Consider the following 19,505-nt stretch of genomic DNA (forward strand, 5'->3'; position numbering starts at 1 on the left):
CGCCGTGCCTCGGTATAGCGGACATACGAGCTTCGATCATTCGGAGAAGGTGGGGGGCTATTCGCTTTCGAGGGCTTGACCTGACTAGTCTGTTGACGCGCCAGGACGTCCATTTTCTAGCTGCGGCGCCATGCCCGGATCCGTATCGGTTCGCCGAACGTCGACCTGCATGTCGATTATCGGCGTTGCGGTCATTGCGATGGCCACTCTGTCTGAATCGGGCAGTAACCCCGCAAATGCCGCGATACCGGTCAGGCATAGAGCCACGAGTGCAACAGCGGCAACGGCAATGATCGCGTGGGTTCCAACCGACTTCGTGCCGGCTGCGTCGGAAAAGCGGCATGTCATGACTTTCTCCTCGAATGCATGGCTCAATGCAACGTCCATGCCGACCGGGGAAATTGGCGGGAACTGCCCGTGGGGCCGGGCTTTGCGCCGCCGTTGCCTGCGTCGAACGCAAGGAGCGAGGATGAGATGTCGGGTTCAGACGAACACATAGGCGTCGTGCTGGCGCCGAGACCAACATGTCGGTGAGACAAGCGCCACGTCGTCTATTCTCGGCGGCCAAACGGGGGGGAACGTCGCCTGCCGTTCATACGGCGAGCTGTTCGCTTGAATACGTCGCGCCACCCATCGTTCGACAAAGCCATCCAGACTTATCGATGCGGGTTAATCATCGCTCCTGTGAACTGTGCATGACCCGTCGAGAGCCGGGCAGCGCGAACCGAAAAATGACACCGAACGGCGAGGCTGAGATGAGAAAGGCAACGCGCCTCGCCAAAATGCGGGACACGTGCTGCGTCACAATTGCTGACAGTTGAGTCGGGTGGCCTGTTCTACAGTACCGCTATGCACCCCAACCCGTTGCATACAACCGAATCTGCCAGACTCTCTTGAAAAAACATTTTGACCTGCGCGCTCCGTTTGTTGCGAACGTCACCGGCTCCGATCCGGTTGGACAGGATGGTGAGCGTTTGGCGGTGGGCGCGCCTCACTCCGTGAATCCGCTGTGCTCAGTTAGTCTGCCGCCCTCGCGATCCGGCGGACAGGATGTCCGGAAGGTCACCCTCGCAGAGGTGGAACATCTGGAGGCCACTGGTGCGCTTACAGTATGTCGTGTATTCCGGAGTTTCAGCTATGCGGCAAGCCTGCTTTTGCATCGGGCCGATCTGGTTTATTACGTGACACTCCATCAGGACGGCGCGTTATGGCGTGTCCTCGCAATGGGCGAGCTGGAAAGCGCAGAGACCGCGTTCCGGCACTTCACGCAGCAAGCCACGCATCTGTCTGAGGAGGATATGCGCCGAACGCTCCTCGAAGCACAAAACGACCAGTTGGTCCGTCTCATTGAACAGGCGCAGACCCAGTCCGAACGGCTGCGCATCGATCTGGAGAGTCATGCCGCCCAGGCACAGCTGGTCGCCCAACGGCAACAGCAGGCGCGCCGGGAGATTGCGCAGCTCGAGGCGCAGCGTGTGGCCGCTCAGGCTCAGTTGAATCGGCTGCGGCGCCAGATCCATCAGCTTGATCTGGCCGGCAATGAACGCTTTCCACGTCAGCCGATCCGTCAAATTCGAACTACCGCTGCTCCTGACTAGATACATGCTCTGCATGAACCGGACGCGCTGATCGACGGATTCATCCATAGTCCGCGATAGAACACATATCGTTTGCCAGCACCAGCATCCCCGCAGACAGCCCTGTTGAATCCCCTGGCCCCAGTGGTAACATTTGTTGTCATCCCTACCGGCGGCCCGTCCGATCAACGCATGCCAGACAGTTTCGACCAGCTCGCCGCCCTGATCCGGGCGCGCTTCTCCGAACTGAGTCCCCAGTTCCAGATGGGGGCAGGTTTTCTGCTCGATCATCCCGACGAAGTCGCAGTCTCGTCGATGCGCAAAGTGGCCGAGCGCGCCCAGGTACAACCGGCTTCGCTCGTGCGCCTGTCGCAGCAACTCGGTTTCCCAGGTTGGAACGAATTGCGTAATCTGTTCGTCGCGCGCGTGCGCACGCGACCCGAGCCGCTCACGAGCCGCGCGCGTTCGCTGGTCAAATCGAAAGATGCGCTGGCGAACGATCTGCTGATCGCGCAACAGCACAATCTCGATGTCACCGCCGCGCATAACGGCCGCGTGATCGTCGAAACCGCGCGGTTGTTGCGCCGCGCGCCGCACGTGCACGTGGCGGGCTTTCGCTCCTGTTACGCAGTGGCGTTCGGCCTCGTGTACGGCTACCGGCTGTTCCGGTCATCGGTGGCGCTGCTCAACGGCGAGGCCGGCACGCTCGAAATGCAGCTGCGCACGGTCGAGCGCGACAGTGCGACCATCGTCATCAGTTTTGCGCCGTATTCGGTCGAAGCGGCGCGCGTAGCCGAGGCCGCGCTGGAAAAAGGCAGCAAACTGATCGCCATCACCGACAGTGCGGTTTCGCCGATCGCGCTGAACGCCGACAAGGCGCTGATCTTTTCGCACGAGAGCCCGTCGTTCTTCCCGTCGCTGGTGGCGGCTACCGCGATTGCGGAATCGCTGGTCGCGCATCTGCTCGCGCTCGAAGGCGCGGGCGCCGTCGAACAGCTCGCGATCGCCGAGCAGTCCCTGCACGCGAAGGGCGCGTACGTGCCTTGAGCGTTTCCGTTTGAAGCGAACCCGGTCTTTGCGCCGCGCACGACCGCTTCCTCTGAATCAGTATTGCCCTGTTTGACAACAAATGTTGTTTAGAAGTATAAATGCGTATCGATTGTTGATTGAGTGCGAGCCGTGGCGTCGAAACAGGGGGTGGATTTTTTTCAGGTGAGCGGGGAGCCGTATGACATCGGCTACCGGTTGGGTGAAATCGCGAGGCCGGTGTTCGCCGGGTATATGGCGCAGAGCAGTGCGTGGCGCGCGGTCCGGCGCTGGCGCGGCGAGCTGTTCGTGCAGACGCTGCGTGATGCGGCCCGCACGCACTATCCCGCGCTGCTGGCCGAACTCGACGGCATGGCGGCCGCGCTGGATTGGCCCGCGGAAGACGTGTTTCTATGGAACTGCCGTGGCGAACTGATCCATCATGCGCCGGATGGTTGCACTACGCTGGCGGCCGTAGCCGGCGACCAGCGCTTCATCGCGCATAACGAAGATGGCGACCCGTTTGTGCGAGAGCGTTGTGCACTGGTCGAGGTTCGGCCTGCCGGCAAGCCCGGCTTCGTGAGCTTCTATTACCCCGGGTCGCTGCCGGGACACACCTTCGCCGCGAGCCGCGCCGGTATCGCGCAGGCAATCAATAATCTGCGCATTCGCGAGCCCGCTGCCGGCGTGCCCCGGATGATTCTCGCCCGAGCCGTGCTCGACGCCGGCTCGCTCGACGAAGCGTTGCACCTGCTGCGCACCGTGCCGGCGGCGAGCGGTTTTCATCACATGCTCGCTTGTGCGGGCGACGCGCGGCTCTTCAGCGTCGAAGCTAGTGCGCGCCGCTGCTCTGTACGAAGCGTGTCCCGACTCGCCGGGCACGCCAATCACATGATTCATCCTGGCTGCGAAGCCGAAGCGCAAATCGTCACGGAATCATCGCGGGACAGGCAATTGCGTGTCGATGCCTTGCTGCCAGCGCTCGGCAAGCCAGTGCAACCCGCTGCGTTGCTCGACGTGTTGCACGATCGCGCGCCATCGGCCTTGCCGATCTATCGTGACGACCCGTTCGATCCCGACGGCGAAAACACGCTTGCCACCGCGCTCTTCGAGATCGGTGACGCCGGTGTGTCGATGAAAGTCTATCGGCAGGGACGCTGCGCATTCGACACTTTCATCGCTCGCGCAATCACGAGGAACTGACCATCATGTCAACCGTTTTTCATCGTTCACCGAAGCAATCTCTGCCGGTCGCCGTCGCGGGCGACGGCATCGAAATCGTCGACTCGACCGGCAAGCGTTATATCGACGCGTCCGGCGGCGCGGCCGTGTCATGTCTCGGCCACAGCAATCAGCGGGTGATCGACGCGATCAAACGCCAGTCACAACAACTGCCGTACGCACACACGTCGTTCTTCACCACCGAGGCCGCCGAGGAGCTTGCCGAGTATCTGGTGGCGCGCGCACCGGCCGGGCTCGAACACGTGTACTTCGTGTCGGGCGGGTCGGAGGCGATCGAGGCGGCGTTGAAACTGGCGCGCCAGTATTTCGTCGAGAAAGGCGAGACGCAGCGCCGCCATTTCATCGCGCGTCGCCAGAGCTATCACGGTAATACGTTGGGGGCGCTCGCGATCGGCGGCAATGCATGGCGCCGCGAGCCCTTTCTGCCGATCCTGATCGAGGCGCATCACGTGAGTCCGTGTTATGCGTACCGCGAGCAGCGCGCCGGCGAAACCGAAGAGGCCTTCGCCCAACGGCTCGCCGATGAACTCGAGCATAAGATTCTCGAACTGGGCGCTGATACGGTGGCCGCGTTCGTCGCGGAAACGGTGGTGGGCGCGACGGCCGGCGCGGTGCCGCCGGTGCGCGAGTACTTCCGCAAGATTCGCGCGGTGTGCGATCGTTACGGGGTCCTGTTGATTCTCGACGAGATCATGTCGGGCATGGGTCGCACCGGCGTTCTGTACGCGTGCGAACGGGACGGTGTCGCGCCGGATCTGCTGACCATCGCGAAGGGGCTCGGCGCGGGCTATCAGCCGATCGGCGCGACGCTCGTGAGCGAGCGGATCTATCAGACGATCGTCGGCGGCTCGGGCTTCTTTCAGCATGGTCACACGTATATCGGCCACGCCACCGCGTGCGCGGCGGCGCTCGAAGTGCAGCGCGTGATTGCCGAAGACAAGCTGTTGCTCAACGTGCAGGCGCGCGGCGAGCAGTTGCGCGGCCGGCTGCGCGAGCACTATGCACAGCATGCGCATATCGGCGACGTACGCGGGCGAGGTCTGTTCGTCGGCGTCGAACTGGTCAGGGACCGCGCGAGCAAAGCGCCGTTCGACGCCGGCCTGAAACTGCATGCGGCGATCCGGCGTGAAGCGTTCGCGCGTGGGCTGATGGTTTATCCGATGGGCGGCACTGTGGATGGCAAGATCGGCGATCATGTGCTGCTGGCGCCGCCGTTCATCTGCACCGAGCGCGAGATCGACGAGATCGTCAGCCGGCTGACCGACGCGATCGACGGCGCATTGGCCGCCGTCTGAACCTTTCGACTACACCGCCACCCGCGAGAACGATGATGACCGAACGTTTGCCTCACTTCGACCTGTCCACCGCCACGCCCGAACAGAAGAGCGTGCTGGACGACATTCTGTCTGGCCCGCGCGGCAATCTGAACGGGCCGTTTCTCGGCTGGATCCATAGCCCGGAACTCGCGCAGCAGGCGCAGCGCCTCGGCGCGTTCTGCCGCTACCGGACCGGCTTGCCGTTGCGTCTGTCGGAGCTGGCGATTCTGGTCACCGCCGCGCGTTGGCAGGCGCAGGCCGAGTGGTATATCCATTATCCCATCGCGCTGGAAGCGGGCGTGGGCGAAGCGGACGCCGAAGCGATCCGTCAAGGACGCCGCCCGGATTTCGCTGACGCCGACGACGCGCTGATTCACGACTTCGCGAGCGAGCTGTACGACACGAAGCGGGTGTCGGATGCGACCTATGCGAAGGCGGTCGACCGATTTGGGCATCAGGTGGTGATCAACCTGGTGGGCCTGCTCGGCTACTACGCGCTGGTGGCGATGACGCTGAACGTGTTCGGCATGCGGGCTCTCGGGCAGGAGAGCTTGCCGTTCGCCGAGTAGGGGCGGTGGGCGCAGCACGCCACGCAGCACACAATACGAAACGCCCCGCCTGCGAACTTCGCAGCCGGGGCGTTTCTCCGTCTACCACCACAACCTCAGCTGCCGCGCCACTGCGTGACGCCGCCGACCGCGCGGCTCTACGCCTTACTGCCCGCGATACGTCGAAAACAGACGTTGCTGCACCGAAGCCGGTGCGCCCGCCGCGGACGAACCGCCGCTCACACCGCCGATGTCCTTCGAACCTTGCGCCGAGGCAAGCGTTGCTGCGTCACTTTGCGGCGCCGTCTTCGGGTACTCGGTGTCGCTTTGATACACAAGGCCCGCTTTTTGCGCGGCGACGAGTTCGCTGCGCACCTGAGCGCGCGTCCCCGGACCGTTGGCCTGCTGGGCGAACGAAACAGCCGGCACGATGAGAGCGGATGCAATGACCACTGCGGAAAGAAGCGATTTCATGATGACCTCCAAGGTATTCGATTGTTGAGGGATCGGGTTTGAATCACCACGCCCGATCCGTTGAAACAAGTCTATTTCTAGCGAGGTCGGCGAAAAAGCGGCTTTGTCATGAAAGATTGTTACTGATTTAGATGTAATGTAGAAAATAGCATTCGTGCGCCTGACCGGCGCATCGTCACGACGCTGGCACACGTAAGCGCCTATGATGAAGTTCGGTCCACGCCCGCGCCTGCAGCATCGCGCGATACGTCCGAAGGAAGTCTCCCAGGAGGCGACCGATGCCTGAGCCGCGAAACATCCGGGCGAGACCGTCGCGGCGGGGCATCATCTTCGGTCGGCAATCGCGCGAAGCAGGGCACCCAACAGGAGAGAGCAATGAAGCGCAAGGCATCGGCAGTCTGGCAAGGCGGCCTGCAAGACGGCAAAGGCTCGATTTCCACCGACAGCGGCGTCCTCAAGGAGACTCAGTACTCGTTTTCGACGCGCTTTGCGGACGGCATCGGCACGAATCCGGAAGAGCTGATCGCGGCTGCGCATGCGGGTTGTTTCTCGATGGCGTTGTCGGCGGAACTCGGCAAGGCCGGCATCACACCCGAACGCATCGGCACCACGGCTACCGTCACGCTCGACAAGGACGGCGGCGGCTTTACGATCACCGCAGTGCATCTCGATGTGGCGGTGAAGATTCCCGGTGGTGACAAGGCCGCGTTCGACAAGGCGACCGCGGATGCGAAGGCGGGTTGTCCGGTGTCCAAGGTGTTGAACGCGACGACCACCATGGACGCGAAGCTCGAAACCTGATCGAAACCTGAGTTTTTATCGCCCGCTTCTGCCGCTTCCGGCAAGCGGCGCGTGACGAAGCCGGTGAGCGGGCCAAGCCCACTGCTGGCTTTTTTACGTGCCGCTCGGGATCCTCTCTACCTCCGCTCGCTGTTTCTCATGAAAACCCGGCCTTGATTTGTTGAACAGTTAGTCATAATATCCACCCCATGAAGGAATCGGGCCATCTCAAGCAATCCGCAAAAAAGGGCGGCGATGTGTGCGCGCGCGGCCGGCCGCGCGAGTTCGACACGGACACCGTGCTGAAGAGCGCGAGCCAGGTCTTCTGGAACCACGGCTACCATGCGACGTCGATCGACGACCTCTGTAAAGCCACGGGCCTGTTGCGCGGCAGTCTGTACGGCGTGTTCGGCGACAAGCACGGCATCATGCTCGCCGCGCTGGATCACTACGCGGAAGGTTCGGTCGCACGGCTTGCCGAGCGGCTGAACGCGCCGGTGCCGGCGGAAGAGGCGCTGCGCAACGCGTTGCTGCATTACGCGCGGGTCGCGTGCGCGCTCACGGGCGAGCGCAGTTGCTTCATCACCAACACCACCCTGGAAATGCAGCCGGACGACGAGGAACTGCGCACCCGCGTCGCGGCGATCCAGCGCCGCATGGCGACGCTGCTGGCGGCGTCCGTGATTCGCGGCCAGGCGAGCGGCGCATTCGATTCGACGCTCGATGAAAAAGCCGTCGCCGATTTTCTGCTGTGCGTGATGCAAGGTCTGCGCGTGTTAGGGCGAGTCGCGCACAAGGAAGATGCGCTCATTGGAATAGTGGACGTCGCGATGCGCGCGCTCGTCTAAATTTTTTTGCTGAATTTTTGAACGGTCGGTCATGAATAGAGATGCGATCAAGTCCGCTCCGGCGGCACTCGCCCGATGCGCCAGCAGCGGTGCGGGCGCCACGACGTGCCCCGGCGCGATGGCGGCCGGCATGGCGGCGGCACCCGCTGCATCGATATCGACGGCGGCTGCGGAAAAAGCCGCGCCGCGCTTCGAGCGCCAGGGTCTCGCGCTGGCCGTATTGTTTGTCGGCGCTTTCCTTGCGCCACTCGACTATTTCATTGTCAACCTCGCGCTGCCGTCGATTCACACAGGCCTGAACGCCAGCGACGCGCAATTGCAGCTGGTGGTGTCCGCCTACGCTTGCGCCTACGCGGTACTGTTGATCACCGGCGGCCGCCTCGGCGATCTGTACGGACGCCGCCGCATGTTCATGACAGGCATGGCGGCCTTCGTGGTCGCGTCGGCACTGTGCGGCTTGGCGACCAGCGGCCATATGCTGGTGATCGCGCGGATCGTGCAGGGTATCGCGGCAGCGGTGATGGCGCCGCAAGTGCTCGCGACCATCCGCGCGGTCGTGCCGCTGCATCAGCAGACCACGGTGATGAGTCTGTATGGCTTCGTATTCGGGCTGTCGTCGATCGTCGGGCAACTGGGCGGTGGGGCGCTGATCACGTATCACCCGTTCGGGCTCGGCTGGCGCATCATCTTCCTGATCAATATTCCGATTGGCATTGCTGCGTTTCTGGGCACGTGGAAGTTCGTGCCGGAGAATCAGCCGGGCACGCGCACCGGCATCGACGTGAAAGGGGTCGCGCTGTTGTCCGCGGTGCTGCTGCTGGTCATCTACCCGATGACCCATGGCCGGGAAGCCGGTTGGCCCGCATGGACGTTCGCGATGTTCGCGCTCGCGGTCCCCGCGTTCGCACTGTTCGTGGCGACCGAGCGCCGCGTGGCGCGCGGCGGCGGCCATCCGCTGGTGGATCTGCAACTATTCCGCAATCGGGCGTTCGCGTTGGGTCTCGTGCTCGCGTTCCTGTTCTACTGCAATAGCGCGTTCTTCCTCAGCTACGGCATTTTCCTGCAGACGGGTTTGCACTGGACGCCGCTCGCCTCCGGCATGGCGATCATGCCGTTCGCGCTCGGTTTCGTGGTCGGGCCGCTGACGTCACCAGCCGTCGTCAAACGCATCGGCAGCCATGTGCTGACGCTCGGTTTTGCGATGATGACGACCGGTTTCACGGTCACCGGCTGGTCGGCCACTCAATCGGCCACGCCGGATCTGCTGTTCTATTGCGGGCTCGTGTGCGCCGGCGTCGGTCACGGCCTGCTGTTGCCCTCGATCATGCGCATTGTCCTGCTGGAAGTCGCGCCGGAGAAGGCGGGGCTGGCCTCAGGGGTGGTGTCGTCGACGCTGCAGATTGGTTCGGCGTTCGGTACGGCGGCCATCAGCGGCGCGTTCTTTGGCGTGATCGGTGGGGGCGCGGCGCCCGCGGCGTACGCCCACGGGTTTCAGATCAGCCTCGCGATCAACGCGCTGCTGATGTTTGTCTGCATCGGTTTGAGCGTGCTGTTGGTGCGCCATCAGCAACTGGCGCTGGGCCGTTCGGCGCAACCGTTTTGAAAATCCGCTGCCGGTAATCGTTTTCAGCGGTTGATTTGCCGGCATTATTGGGCACGTTTAAACAAAAACATAAATAGAAGCGTCGCTATTTACGAATGAGTTAGCCGTTCACAGGTAATCGTCATTTTCCTTAGCACCCGTGCGACATTGTGCAGTGCTTCAGTATGAAGAATGCGCAGGGCATTTTCTACTGTGTCCGGTTGTGCGCGCAGGTAATTGGTGCCATCGTGCGGTGCCGCACGGGTCGGGGCTTGGGACGATGTTCAGGGAATTTCCTGATTTCAAAGCGCGGAGGTCCGGATGGAAGGACATTCCAAGGATGCTGAAAACGGTATCTCTAAAAATAACTTGCCGCAGTTAATTTCGATTGTTAATCTTGGCACACTTTAGAGACTTCCCTCAGTAGGTCTAATGTCGAGAATCCCGGCGCAATGACTTAATCACGCTCTACGGTTCCCTAGGGGAAATAAATGCTAACCGCTACCATTGACGCACTCCACACGCCGCCCACCGCGAGTTTCAGCGTTGGCGACGTCGTGACGTTGAAGGACGGGGGTCCACGCATGACCGTGACCTATGCGGGTCCGGTCGCGCTGAATCCCGGCGACTGGCTGATCTGCGAATGGTTCGACGAATACGGCGAACTGCGCCGCGAGATGTTCGCGCCCGCGAACGTCCGTGCCGAGCCTCGCTCGATTCCGGCCGGCTCCGTGCGCTGGCAACAGATGGGCCGCGCGGCTTGAATCCAGCTGAATGATGCAGGCGGCGGCCGTCGTCCGGCCGTCTGTCCGGCTACCCACATCTGGCCGCCTTCGGCTGTTCACTCGAGCAGCCTGGGCACATCGAAAGAATCAATTCTCCGCATCGTCTCGCACCGAGGCGCGGTTGTGCACGCGCAGCATCAGCGCGGACGAGAACGCTCGCATCCGCATGATTTTGCGCGTCTGCACCACTTCGCCCGCGAGGTTCTTCGGCGGGTTCGGCTGCAATGACCAGTAGAGCGCAAGCAGCCAGCCCAACACGGTCCAGCCGAGACAGGCGTTGAATAGCGCCAGCGTCAGAGCGTCATGACGCTGGCGCCGGTCCGCGAGAATCGCTGGCAGAAAATACAACGCCAGCGCGAACACCGCGGCGATGATCTGGACGAGCATGTTGCGAGTCATGAACAACTCCGATGCGCGATGCATGCAGTGATTGTCGCGCGAATGTTTCGTTTGCGCAGCGGGGGCATTCAGGAAGTACTGCGCGAGACGCCGTGAGCTCGCCAAGGGGTTCAGCCGGTCGTGCATCAGGATTATCATGGTCGTTTCGACTGAACGGAACCGCCAGGACCGCCATCATGATCTCCGACGATACGACCCAGCAGGCTCAACGCATCAATCCCGACACGCTTCGCGACTTCGTGGACCGCAAGTGGAACGACGAGATCGTCCCCGCGTTGACGGACTACATCGCGGTGCCGGCCAAGAGCCCGGCCTTCGATCCTGATTGGGCCAAACACGGTTACCTGGAGCGCGTGATCACCGACGCGGCGCAATGGGCCGAGCAGCAACCGGTGCGAGGTCTGAAGCTCGAGGTGATCCGCTTGCCCGGCCGTACGCCGGTGATTTTCTTCGAATCCGCAGCGACCCGCTCGGGCAGCGAAGAAACCATCGTGCTGTACGGTCACCTCGACAAGCAGCCCGAGTTCGATGGCTGGCGCAACGACCTCGGCCCCTGGACGCCGAAATTCGAGAACGGCAAGCTCTTCGGCCGTGGCGGCGCCGACGACGGCTACGCGATCTACGCAAGCGTCACCGCGCTTGCCGCCCTGGACGCGCAAGGCATCGAGCGTCCGCGTTGCGTCGGTCTGATCGAAACCTGCGAGGAATCCGGTAGCTACGATCTGCTGCCGTACGTCGACGCGCTGCGCGAACGGCTCGGCAAGGTCGGTCTCGTCGTGTGCCTGGACTCGGGCGCGGGCAACTACGACCAACTGTGGCTCACCACGTCGCTGCGAGGCCTCGTCGCCGGCGACCTCGAAGTGCAGGTGCTCGACGAAGGCATTCATTCGGGCGGTTACGGTGGCATCGCGCCGTCGAGCTTTCGCATCATGCGGCAACTGTTCGACCGGCTCGAAGATGCCGCCAACGGCACGCTGCTGCCGAAGGGGTTCCATAGCCCGATCCCCGCGGACCGTCTGCGTGAAGCGGAGGCCACCGCGCAGATTCTGGGCGACGACGTCTGGAAGAAGCTGCCGTGGGCTTGCGGCCAGGACGGCCGCCAGGTGCTGCCCACCACCACCGATCCGCGAGAGGCCCTGCTCAATTCGACGTGGCGGCCTTCGCTGTCGGTGACGGGTGCGGCCGGTTTGCCCGCGCTCGCCGACGCGGGCAATGTGCTGCGTCCGCGCACCGCGTTCAAGCTGTCGCTGCGTCTGCCGCCGCTCATCGAAGCGGAAAAGGCCGTCGCCGAATTGAAGGCGCTGCTCGAACTCGATCCGCCGTACAACGCGAAAGTGACGTTCAAGCCCGACGCGGGTGCGGCGAGCGGCTGGAACGCGCCGGACCTCGCGCCGTGGCTCGCCACGGCGCTCAACGACGCGTCGCGCCGCCACTACGGCGCGGACGTCGCGTACATGGGGCAGGGCGGCACCATTCCGCTGATGAACGTGCTGAAGGCGGGTTTCCCCAAGTCGCAGTTCATGGTGTGCGGCGTGCTTGGGCCGAAGTCGAACGCGCATGGCCCGAACGAGTTCCTGCACGTGCCTTACGGCAAGAAGCTCACGGCCGCGGTGGCGGAAGTGATCGCCGCTGCGCCCTGAGCGCGCTCGCGCTGCATAGTCTGGCCGCTTGCTCCGCTCATCGAAAGAGAGCGAGCGGCACCCCATCGCTTGCGATTTTTCCTGAACCGACTCGTTGAATGACCGATAACCAGACTGCCCGACCCGCCGCCCTCCGGATTCCGGCCGATCAGCTGCATGCCTATGTGACCGCGATCTGGGTGGAGGCGGGCAGCACGCCGCGCGAAGCGGCGCTCGTCGCGGATCATCTGGTGGCGGCGAATCTGACCGGACACGACTCGCATGGCGTCGGCATGATTCCACGCTATGTCGCGTCGCTCGCCGACGCGCAACTGCAACTGAACCGGCATGCCGAAGTGGTGAAGGATGCGGGCGCGGTGCTGACCGTCGAAGGCGGCAAGGGCTTCGGCCAGGTCGTCGCATTCGAAGCGATGGAGCGGGGCATCGAGCGCGCCAGGCGTCTCGGCATCTGCGCGGTCGGCTTGCGCGGCGCGCATCACATCGGCCGCATCGGTCATTGGGCCGAACAGTGTGCGCGCTCCGGACTCGTGTCGTTCCACTTCGTCAACGTCGCGGGCGATCCGCTCGTCGCACCGTTTGGCGGCACGGATCGGCGCATCGGCACGAATCCGTTCTGCGCGGCTTATCCTCGGCCCGGCAAGCCGCCGCTCGTGCTCGACTTCGCGACGAGCACGGTGGCCTACGGCAAGACGCGTGTCGCGTACAACCAGAACAAGCACGTGCCGCCCGGCGCGTTGATCGATCATGCAGGGTTTCCCACGCTCGAACCGAAGGTCATGCACGAAGAACCGTTCGGTTCGCTGACGCCGTTCGGCGGTCACAAGGGCTTTGGGCTCGCGGCAATGTGCGAGATTTTCGGCGGCGCACTGTCAGGCGGTTTCACCACGCACACGCAGACACTCGGCATGACCAACGCGATCATCAACTGCATGCTGTCAGTGATCATCGATCCCGCTGCCTTCGACGCCCCCGACGCGCAAACCGAAGCCGATGCGTTCATCGCGTGGGTGAAGGCCTCGCCGCTCGCGGCGGGCACCGATCGTATCTTCGAACCTGGCGAGCCAGAGCGACTGACACGCGCTCAACGCGAAGCCGAAGGCATCCCCGTCGACCCCGCCACGTGGGCGCAGATTCATGAGGCGGCGCTGGCGGTCGGTATGAGCGAAGACGAAACGCGGCGGTGGTCTGCGTACTTGCGGTAAAGGCAGACGGCACTGGCCGCTGACACCTGCAATTGATATTCGAATATGCGTATTGGTTATAAAAACCGCACACGCAAAAATAATAAAAGCAAACATTACAGAATGCTCATTTCGATTACATTTTCCAATCGCATGGCATTTCTTTTTATTGGTCCGGTTCAGCAAAAAATGCCGATTCGTTCGCGCGCTAATTAATCGGCCCCGCGAGCGGATGTTCACGCATTTTGTGCCCGTCTGCGGTGCGCAAGCGTTTGCGCCTGCGTGTATTCCACCACCTTGATCTGCCGTCGCCGAGTGCCTGCCGGCGCGGCTTCCCAGCGCGTTTGCGTTCATCTGTTCGTTACCCCGCTCCCATCCGATTCCGGTCTGTTTTAGGCTCGCATTGCAATGCCAGTTTTTAACCTTAAAGGACCGATCAAAATGAATCTGCATAACCACCACGCCTGCCGTCCGTTCCTCGAAGCGGGCAATCTTTCGCAAATCTCCGCTTACTACGAGGAAGGCCGCAACATCATGTGGATGATGCTGCGCGCCCAACCGCGGCCCTGTTTCAATCTCGATCTGGTGCACGATATCCTGGGGCTCGCGCAGGCGGCGCGGGACTCCGGTTTGCCGATCGATTTCTGGGTCACCGGTTCGTTGATTCCGACCATGTACAACGTCGGCGGCGATCTCGACTTCTTCGCCGAGACGATCCGCGCCGGCAAGCGTCAGGCACTGATGGCCTATGCGCGCTCCTGCGTCGATTGCGTGCACGCGGCGGCGAGAGGTTTCGATACCGGGGCGATTTCGATTGCGATGGTGGAGGGGACGGCGCTCGGCGGGGGCTTCGAGGCCGCGCTCGCGCATCATTTCCTGCTCGCCCAGAAAGACGCGCGCATGGGTTTTCCGGAGATCGCGTTCAATCTGTTTCCGGGCATGGGCGGTTATTCGCTGGTCGCGCGCAAGGCTGGCATGCGTCTCGCCGAGGAACTGATCGGCGTCGGCGAATCGCATACGGCGGAATGGCACTTCGGCAAGGGTCTCGTCGACCAGTTATTCGAGCCGGGCGACGCCTATCTGGCCACGCGCACCTTCATCGACACCTTGAAGCCGAAGATGAACGGCATCCGCGCGATGCTGCGGGCGCGTCAGCGCGTGCTGCAACTCTCGCGTGCCGAGCTGATGGAAATTACCGAGGACTGGGTCGACGCCGCCTTCACGATCGACGAGAAGGATCTCGCCTTCATGGAGCGGCTGGTGATGCTGCAGAACCGCCGTACGTCGAATCTCCGTCAGACGGCGCCGAGCGCGGCCAATTTCGCCTGAACCGCCCCGGCTTGTCATCCCGTTGAGCCGACGCGAAGCTCAGGCGATCAGTCTGAGCTTCTGCCTGTCCTGCAACCAGCGCTCGAATTCGGCGGCGGGCATGGCTTGCCCATACAGGAAGCCCTGGACGTAATCGACGCCGAGCCCCTTCATGAACATTTCTTCCGACTCGGTCTCGATGCCTTCGGCGACTACCTTGAAGTCCAGCTCCTGCGCGACCGCCACCATCGAGCGCACCAGCGCCTGCGCTTTGGTGTCGGCATTGATCGAGCGCACGAAGCTGCGGTCGAGCTTGATGACGTCGAGCGGAATGCGGCCCAGTTGCGACAACGACGAATAGCCGGTGCCGAAGTCGTCCAGATGCACCTGCGCGCCGAGCTGGCGGAACTGCTTGATCAGATCGATCGCGGCCGCCTCGTCCTCGATCAGGCAGCTCTCGGTAAGTTCGAGGTCGATCAGGCAGGGGTCGAGGTTCGCTTGCTGTAACGCCTCGGTGAAATGCCGCACCACGGCCGTGTCGACCAGCTGCCGCGCCGACACGTTGATCGCGATGCGCAGGTTGTAGCCAGCCGCTTTCCAGCGGGCGGCCTGTTTCGCGGCGGTTTCCATGACCCAGCGGCCCAGCACGCCGATCAACCCGGACTCTTCTGCATAACGGATGAATTCGGCCGGCATGATCTGCCCGCGCTCCGGCGAATTCCAGCGCACCAGTGCCTCGGCGCCCTGCACGGTGCCGGTCGCGAGCGACAGCTTGGGCTGGTAATGCAGCGTCAATTGGCCTTCGTCGAGTCCGCGCCGCAGGTTGGTGTCGAGCCACATGTACTCGGCGACCCGGCGGTTCATGTCCGCCGAGAACACGCGATGGGTGCGCTTGCCTTCGTCCTTGGCGACGTACATGGCGGTGTCGGCGGAACGGATCAGCGATTCGAGACTGTCGCCGTGCTCCGGATAGCGTGCGATGCCGATCGAACAACCGGTGTACACCTCGACGAGCCCGACCGCGAACGGCGTGCGCATGCGTTCGAGAATGCGTTGCGCGGTGGCTTCGAGTCCGTGCGCGGTGCCTTTGGCGGCGAGCACGATGAATTCGTCGCCGCCCAGGCGTGCGAGCGCGTCGCCTTCGTTCAGGCAGGTGCTGATGGCCGCCGAGACGTCGGTGATCAGGCGGTCGCCGAACACATGGCCGTAGTGGTCGTTGACCTTCTTGAAGTTGTCGAGATCGAGGAACAGCACGCCGACCGCTTCGTTCGGGCCGGCTTCTTCGATGGCTGCGCGGATCTTGTCCTGGATCGCGTTGCGATTGGCGAGCCCGGTGAGCGAGTCGGTATTGGCGAGTTCGGTGAGCCGGTCCTGCGCGAGCCGCTGCTCGGTGATATCCGTGCCCGAGCAGATCAGGAACTGTTCTTCGACGCCGCTGCCGCTCTGGACGAATTTATTGCGGAACAGAAACAGCCGTTCGCCATGCACCGTTTTAATGCGCCGCTCGACTTCGTACGACACGCCGCGATTGAAAAAGCCCGCGATGTTCTGGCTGGACGCCACGCCATCTTCAGACGACATGAACAGCGCCCACACGTTACGGCCGATGATGTTCTCTTCCTTGACCCCGGTGAGCTCTTCCGCGAGGCGGTTGAAGCGCTGTATCCGGCCATGCCGGTCGACGATGACCACGACCGAATTGACTTCGGAGACCACCTGCTCGGCGAACGAGAGGCCGTGAACCAGGTCGCGGGCGACGGATTCGGTGTCGTCGTAGGCCGAGGCGGTGCCGGCCCACATGTTGCTGCTGAGCTTCTTGCCGACGAGGTGCAGACGCAACGGTTCGCCGAACATGCGCACGTCGACGACGATGTGCGAGGTCACGCCGGTGAGGCAGCGGATTTGCGACGCCTGTTGAGGATTCAGCGGAATGGCGACGTTCGCAGGCGCATCGCCGGTGACGGGCGTGAGTTCGAGTGCGTTGCTGTCGGTCGACAGACGCCAGCAAGGGCTGCTTGTGCCGAACTGGGCATAAAGCACCTGGTCGTGTTGGTCGTCGTTCATGAGATCCCCGGGCGATGTCTGCCGGTTGTCCCCGTCAAGGCGCGAGGCGGCAGACAGTCTTTAACGTGCTTAAGACTGGCCACATTGTAGCGAAGCGGCGGAATTCGGGCTTATAAACATTAACGGTCGGGTAGTCGAGAGCTTTAGGGCCATTTCGGCGTTATCGAGGGCGGGTGGCGGAGATATTCGCATTGAACGACGACCAATGTATACGCACCGCACGCGCGCCCGCAACCGCGCGGGGTCAAGCCTGCTAGAACCGCCGCGTTAGCAATCCGCGGGCCTGCTCCCGCGCGGCGGGATGCGTTTCCAGCGATGTGTCGAACCAGAATTTCCCGCCGACCAGTGTGGCCACGACCACGCCGTCGCGGTATAACAGCCGATTGCCCGCCACCGCGGGCACGCGCTCGCCGGTGAGCAGGGTCCCCGCGAGGTTCAAGGGATCGGTGCCAGCGACGCATACAAAAGCACCGTCGTTCGCATGGCGTCGAACTTCGCGCAGCACGGGAATCGCTTCGGGCAACGCAAACTGTTCGCCGGCGAGACCATTGACGAAGCGCCCGCCGCGAATCACACCCCGCGCTTCGAGCCGTTGAAACACGCGCAGCAGATCGCGCCACGGCGGCAGCCACTCGGCCTCGCGCTCGAGCAGGCGCCAGAACACCACGCCATAGCGGCGCAGCAAGGTCATCGCGACGTGTTCCAGCACCTCGGTTGGCAACTGGCGACGGCGCGCCGGCGCCTCGGTGTCCGTGGCAAGCGGGCGGCGGCTCACGAGCGCCCAGCGCCCAGCGTCGTCCATCCCGCCGATCAGCGCGCTGGCGCGCGCGCGCCGGTTGCTGGAAAACGCATTGCGTTTGGCGACCGGCTTGAGGAGGGCGCGCAGCCCCGCAAAGCTGTCGGAGTTCGCGAGGCCGGCGGCGACCAGCTCGCCGAGCGCATTTTCCAGTTCCATCCGTAGCACACGGACCTCGGCGAGCAATTCGTCGAAGAACATGGCGCCATGCTGCGAAAGCGTGTCGTAGACACTCTGTGCGAGCGCGGATAGCTCAACTTGCCTCGCGGGATCGAGCAACGCGCTCCATGTGCGCACGTGGGCGCGCGGCAGCAGCACGATTGGCGTGCTGCGGATCGGCCCGGCCGCGCCGCGCGCACGTTCGGTGAGCCGGGTCCAGACGACCTTGCCGGCGCGGCATAGTTCGTCGAGCGAAGTATTGGCGTAGGCTCTCACGCGTGCGGGGAGGATGTCTTCCTCCCATGCACCCGCTGCGGCCTGGAAGCCTTCGAGCTGGTCGAGCACGCCGGCCAGCGCGTCGCGGCCTTCGCTGCGCGTGTCCGGCGTCAAATGTTGCCACTCGAACAGAAAACGCATGAAGTCGTGCCGTTCCACCGGCTCGATCTCGCGGCGCAGGCGTTTCACCGTGTAGCGATGGATCCGCGCGAGCAGATGGCGCTCGCACCATTCTTCCCCGGCGGTCTGCGGCGTGAAGCGCCCGCGCATCAGATAGCCTTGCGCTTCGAGACGCGTCAAAGCCTGTTCGATCGACGCCTCCGGCAAGTTCAGCGGCCGTGCAATCGCGCTGACCGGCAGCGGGCCGAAGCCGGTCAGGCGCGCGCGCAATATGTCGAGCAGCGCGTCGTCGGCGCTCCAACTGTCGGTGTAGCCTTTGGGCGCGGTGAGTTGCGGCGTATAGCGTGTGCGCGGCAGATCGGGGTAGAGCGCCTGAAAAGCGGTGAGGCGCTCGGCGGGCAGCCACACGGCGGCATCGTCGGCGATCTGCAGGCGGGTCGCGCGCCCGGACTCGCCCAGCGATGCGAGCCATGCGGGCCAGCCATCGTGGGCGCGCGCTTCGGCGTCGGTGATGCAGGCGAGGCCCGTCAGCGCTTCGTGCATCTCGTCGACATTGCGCGCCCGCGGCCATGCTTCGTCGCGCACGCTGTCGATCGCGTCGGCGTCGAGCGCGCCGAGATCGTCGGTGCTGGCCGGGTCGGTCCAACGGCGGTTCAGCACGGCTTGGGTGCGGCGTTCCTCGATCGGCGCGTCGTCGAGGTAGGCATAGGGCTTGGCGTTGAGGATCTCGGCGGCAAGCGGCGAAGGCGCGGGCAGATCGCGCGCGACCAGCCGCACGTCGCCCTGTTCGATCCGGCGCAGCAGCGCGAGCCAGCGTTCGCTGTCCATCGCGTCGTGCAGGCAATCGTCGACGGTCTGGTCGACTAACGGATGACGTGGCAGCTCTCGTTCGCCGACCACGTTCTCCAGACACGCGGCCTGCTCGGGGAACACGCTCGCAAGCAGGTCTTCGCTGCGCATGCGCTGCAGTTGCGGCGCGGTTTTGCGTCCGCCGGTATAGCGCGGCAAGCCGAGCGCGGTGGTCGCATTCCAGCGCCAGCGGACACCGAATAGCGGCGCGTCGAGCAGCGCCTGGATCAGCAGATGCTCGGCGCTGTTCGGATGCAGATACCGCCAGACCTCGTCGAGTACGAACGAGTGGCTGCCAGTCAATGACAGCACGATCGCATCCTCGGTGGCGGCCGCTTGCAGTTCGAAATTGAAGGTGCGGCAGAACCGTTTGCGCAACGCGAGCCCCCACGCGCGGTTCACGCGGCTGCCGAAGGGCGAGTGGATGACAAGCTGCGTGCCGCCGGATTCGTCGAAGAAGCGCTCCATCACCAGCGTATTCTGCGTGGGCAGCACACCGAGCGCCGCGCGGGCGCGCGCGAGGTAGTCCACGATC

At 63.5% G+C, this 19,505-nt stretch carries 17 protein-coding genes; 12 read left to right on the forward strand and 5 right to left on the reverse strand.

Annotated features, from left to right (window positions below; all coding sequences use genetic code 11):
- Positions 1–84: 84 nt before the first annotated feature.
- Positions 85–375 carry a hypothetical protein gene (locus tag CIC12_RS11675; protein WP_174772019.1) on the reverse strand — a complete coding sequence of 97 codons (291 nt, stop codon included), beginning with the start codon at positions 373–375 and terminating at the stop codon, positions 85–87.
- A 518-nt stretch (positions 376–893) separates the two neighbouring features.
- Here CIC12_RS11675 and CIC12_RS11680 point away from each other — a divergent pair.
- The 5 genes from CIC12_RS11680 to CIC12_RS11700 all read left to right on the forward strand — a co-directional run bounded on the left by CIC12_RS11680 (position 894) and on the right by CIC12_RS11700 (position 5,730).
- Entirely contained in the window at positions 894–1,598 is a 705-nt protein-coding gene (locus CIC12_RS11680; RefSeq protein WP_168664269.1) for a DUF2968 domain-containing protein, read from the forward strand.
- Between the two features lie 171 nt (positions 1,599–1,769).
- The gene (locus tag CIC12_RS11685) at positions 1,770–2,624 is read left to right on the forward strand and encodes a MurR/RpiR family transcriptional regulator (RefSeq protein WP_168664270.1); all 855 of its coding nucleotides are present in this window, start codon (positions 1,770–1,772) and stop codon (positions 2,622–2,624) included.
- Positions 2,625–2,756: 132 nt separating this feature from the next.
- Positions 2,757–3,806 carry a C45 family peptidase gene (locus CIC12_RS11690; RefSeq protein WP_342030531.1) on the forward strand — a complete coding sequence of 350 codons (1,050 nt, stop codon included), beginning with the start codon at positions 2,757–2,759 and terminating at the stop codon, positions 3,804–3,806.
- 5 nt (positions 3,807–3,811) lie between these two features.
- On the forward strand, positions 3,812–5,140 hold the full coding sequence (locus tag CIC12_RS11695; RefSeq protein WP_168664271.1) for an aspartate aminotransferase family protein: 1,329 nt from the start codon (positions 3,812–3,814) through the stop codon (positions 5,138–5,140).
- A gap of 35 nt (positions 5,141–5,175) precedes the next feature.
- On the forward strand, positions 5,176–5,730 hold the full coding sequence (locus tag CIC12_RS11700) for a carboxymuconolactone decarboxylase family protein (protein WP_121322791.1): 555 nt from the start codon (positions 5,176–5,178) through the stop codon (positions 5,728–5,730).
- Between the two features lie 144 nt (positions 5,731–5,874).
- Here the strand turns inward: CIC12_RS11700 and CIC12_RS33855 are convergent, their stop codons facing one another.
- Positions 5,875–6,375 (reverse strand): DUF4148 domain-containing protein, encoded by a 501-nt coding sequence (locus tag CIC12_RS33855; protein WP_446727999.1) that lies wholly within the window; start codon positions 6,373–6,375, stop codon positions 5,875–5,877.
- 183 nt (positions 6,376–6,558) lie between these two features.
- Between CIC12_RS33855 and CIC12_RS11710 the strand changes: the two genes are divergently transcribed.
- The 4 genes from CIC12_RS11710 (at position 6,559) to CIC12_RS11725 (ending at position 10,157) form a co-directional block, all read left to right on the forward strand.
- Positions 6,559–6,984: an OsmC family protein gene (locus tag CIC12_RS11710; RefSeq protein ID WP_168664272.1), complete on the forward strand. Its 426-nt coding sequence runs from the start codon at positions 6,559–6,561 to the stop codon at positions 6,982–6,984.
- Between the two features lie 188 nt (positions 6,985–7,172).
- Complete coding sequence (locus CIC12_RS11715) at positions 7,173–7,811, forward strand: TetR/AcrR family transcriptional regulator (RefSeq protein WP_168664273.1); 639 nt, start codon at positions 7,173–7,175, stop codon at positions 7,809–7,811.
- Between the two features lie 31 nt (positions 7,812–7,842).
- A complete protein-coding gene (locus CIC12_RS11720; protein ID WP_168664274.1) occupies positions 7,843–9,414 on the forward strand; it encodes an MFS transporter in 1,572 nt (523 codons plus the stop codon).
- 470 nt (positions 9,415–9,884) lie between these two features.
- On the forward strand, positions 9,885–10,157 hold the full coding sequence (locus tag CIC12_RS11725) for a YodC family protein (RefSeq protein WP_168664275.1): 273 nt from the start codon (positions 9,885–9,887) through the stop codon (positions 10,155–10,157).
- A gap of 108 nt (positions 10,158–10,265) precedes the next feature.
- Here CIC12_RS11725 and CIC12_RS11730 read toward each other — a convergent pair whose 3' ends face one another.
- Positions 10,266–10,577 carry a superinfection immunity protein gene (locus CIC12_RS11730; protein ID WP_168664283.1) on the reverse strand — a complete coding sequence of 104 codons (312 nt, stop codon included), beginning with the start codon at positions 10,575–10,577 and terminating at the stop codon, positions 10,266–10,268.
- 176 nt (positions 10,578–10,753) lie between these two features.
- On the opposite strand from CIC12_RS11730, the gene CIC12_RS11735 reads away from it, so the two are divergent.
- The 3 genes from CIC12_RS11735 to CIC12_RS11745 all read left to right on the forward strand — a co-directional run bounded on the left by CIC12_RS11735 (position 10,754) and on the right by CIC12_RS11745 (position 14,727).
- Positions 10,754–12,217, forward strand: coding sequence for a M20 family metallopeptidase (locus CIC12_RS11735; RefSeq protein ID WP_168664276.1), 1,464 nt, complete (start codon positions 10,754–10,756; stop codon positions 12,215–12,217).
- A gap of 98 nt (positions 12,218–12,315) precedes the next feature.
- Positions 12,316–13,419 carry a malate/lactate/ureidoglycolate dehydrogenase gene (locus tag CIC12_RS11740; RefSeq protein ID WP_168664277.1) on the forward strand — a complete coding sequence of 368 codons (1,104 nt, stop codon included), beginning with the start codon at positions 12,316–12,318 and terminating at the stop codon, positions 13,417–13,419.
- Between the two features lie 420 nt (positions 13,420–13,839).
- The gene (locus tag CIC12_RS11745; RefSeq protein WP_168664278.1) at positions 13,840–14,727 is read left to right on the forward strand and encodes a crotonase/enoyl-CoA hydratase family protein; all 888 of its coding nucleotides are present in this window, start codon (positions 13,840–13,842) and stop codon (positions 14,725–14,727) included.
- 39 nt (positions 14,728–14,766) lie between these two features.
- Here CIC12_RS11745 and pdeR read toward each other — a convergent pair whose 3' ends face one another.
- The gene (gene pdeR / locus CIC12_RS11750; RefSeq protein ID WP_168664279.1) at positions 14,767–16,770 is read right to left on the reverse strand and encodes a cyclic di-GMP phosphodiesterase; all 2,004 of its coding nucleotides are present in this window, start codon (positions 16,768–16,770) and stop codon (positions 14,767–14,769) included.
- Positions 16,771–17,023: 253 nt separating this feature from the next.
- Positions 17,024–19,505 (reverse strand): Lhr family helicase (locus CIC12_RS11755; protein ID WP_446728000.1); only part of this gene is annotated, 2,482 nt, incomplete at its 5' end.

This window comes from Paraburkholderia sp. SG-MS1, from assembly GCF_012275575.1.
Classification (GTDB): domain Bacteria; phylum Pseudomonadota; class Gammaproteobacteria; order Burkholderiales; family Burkholderiaceae; genus Paraburkholderia.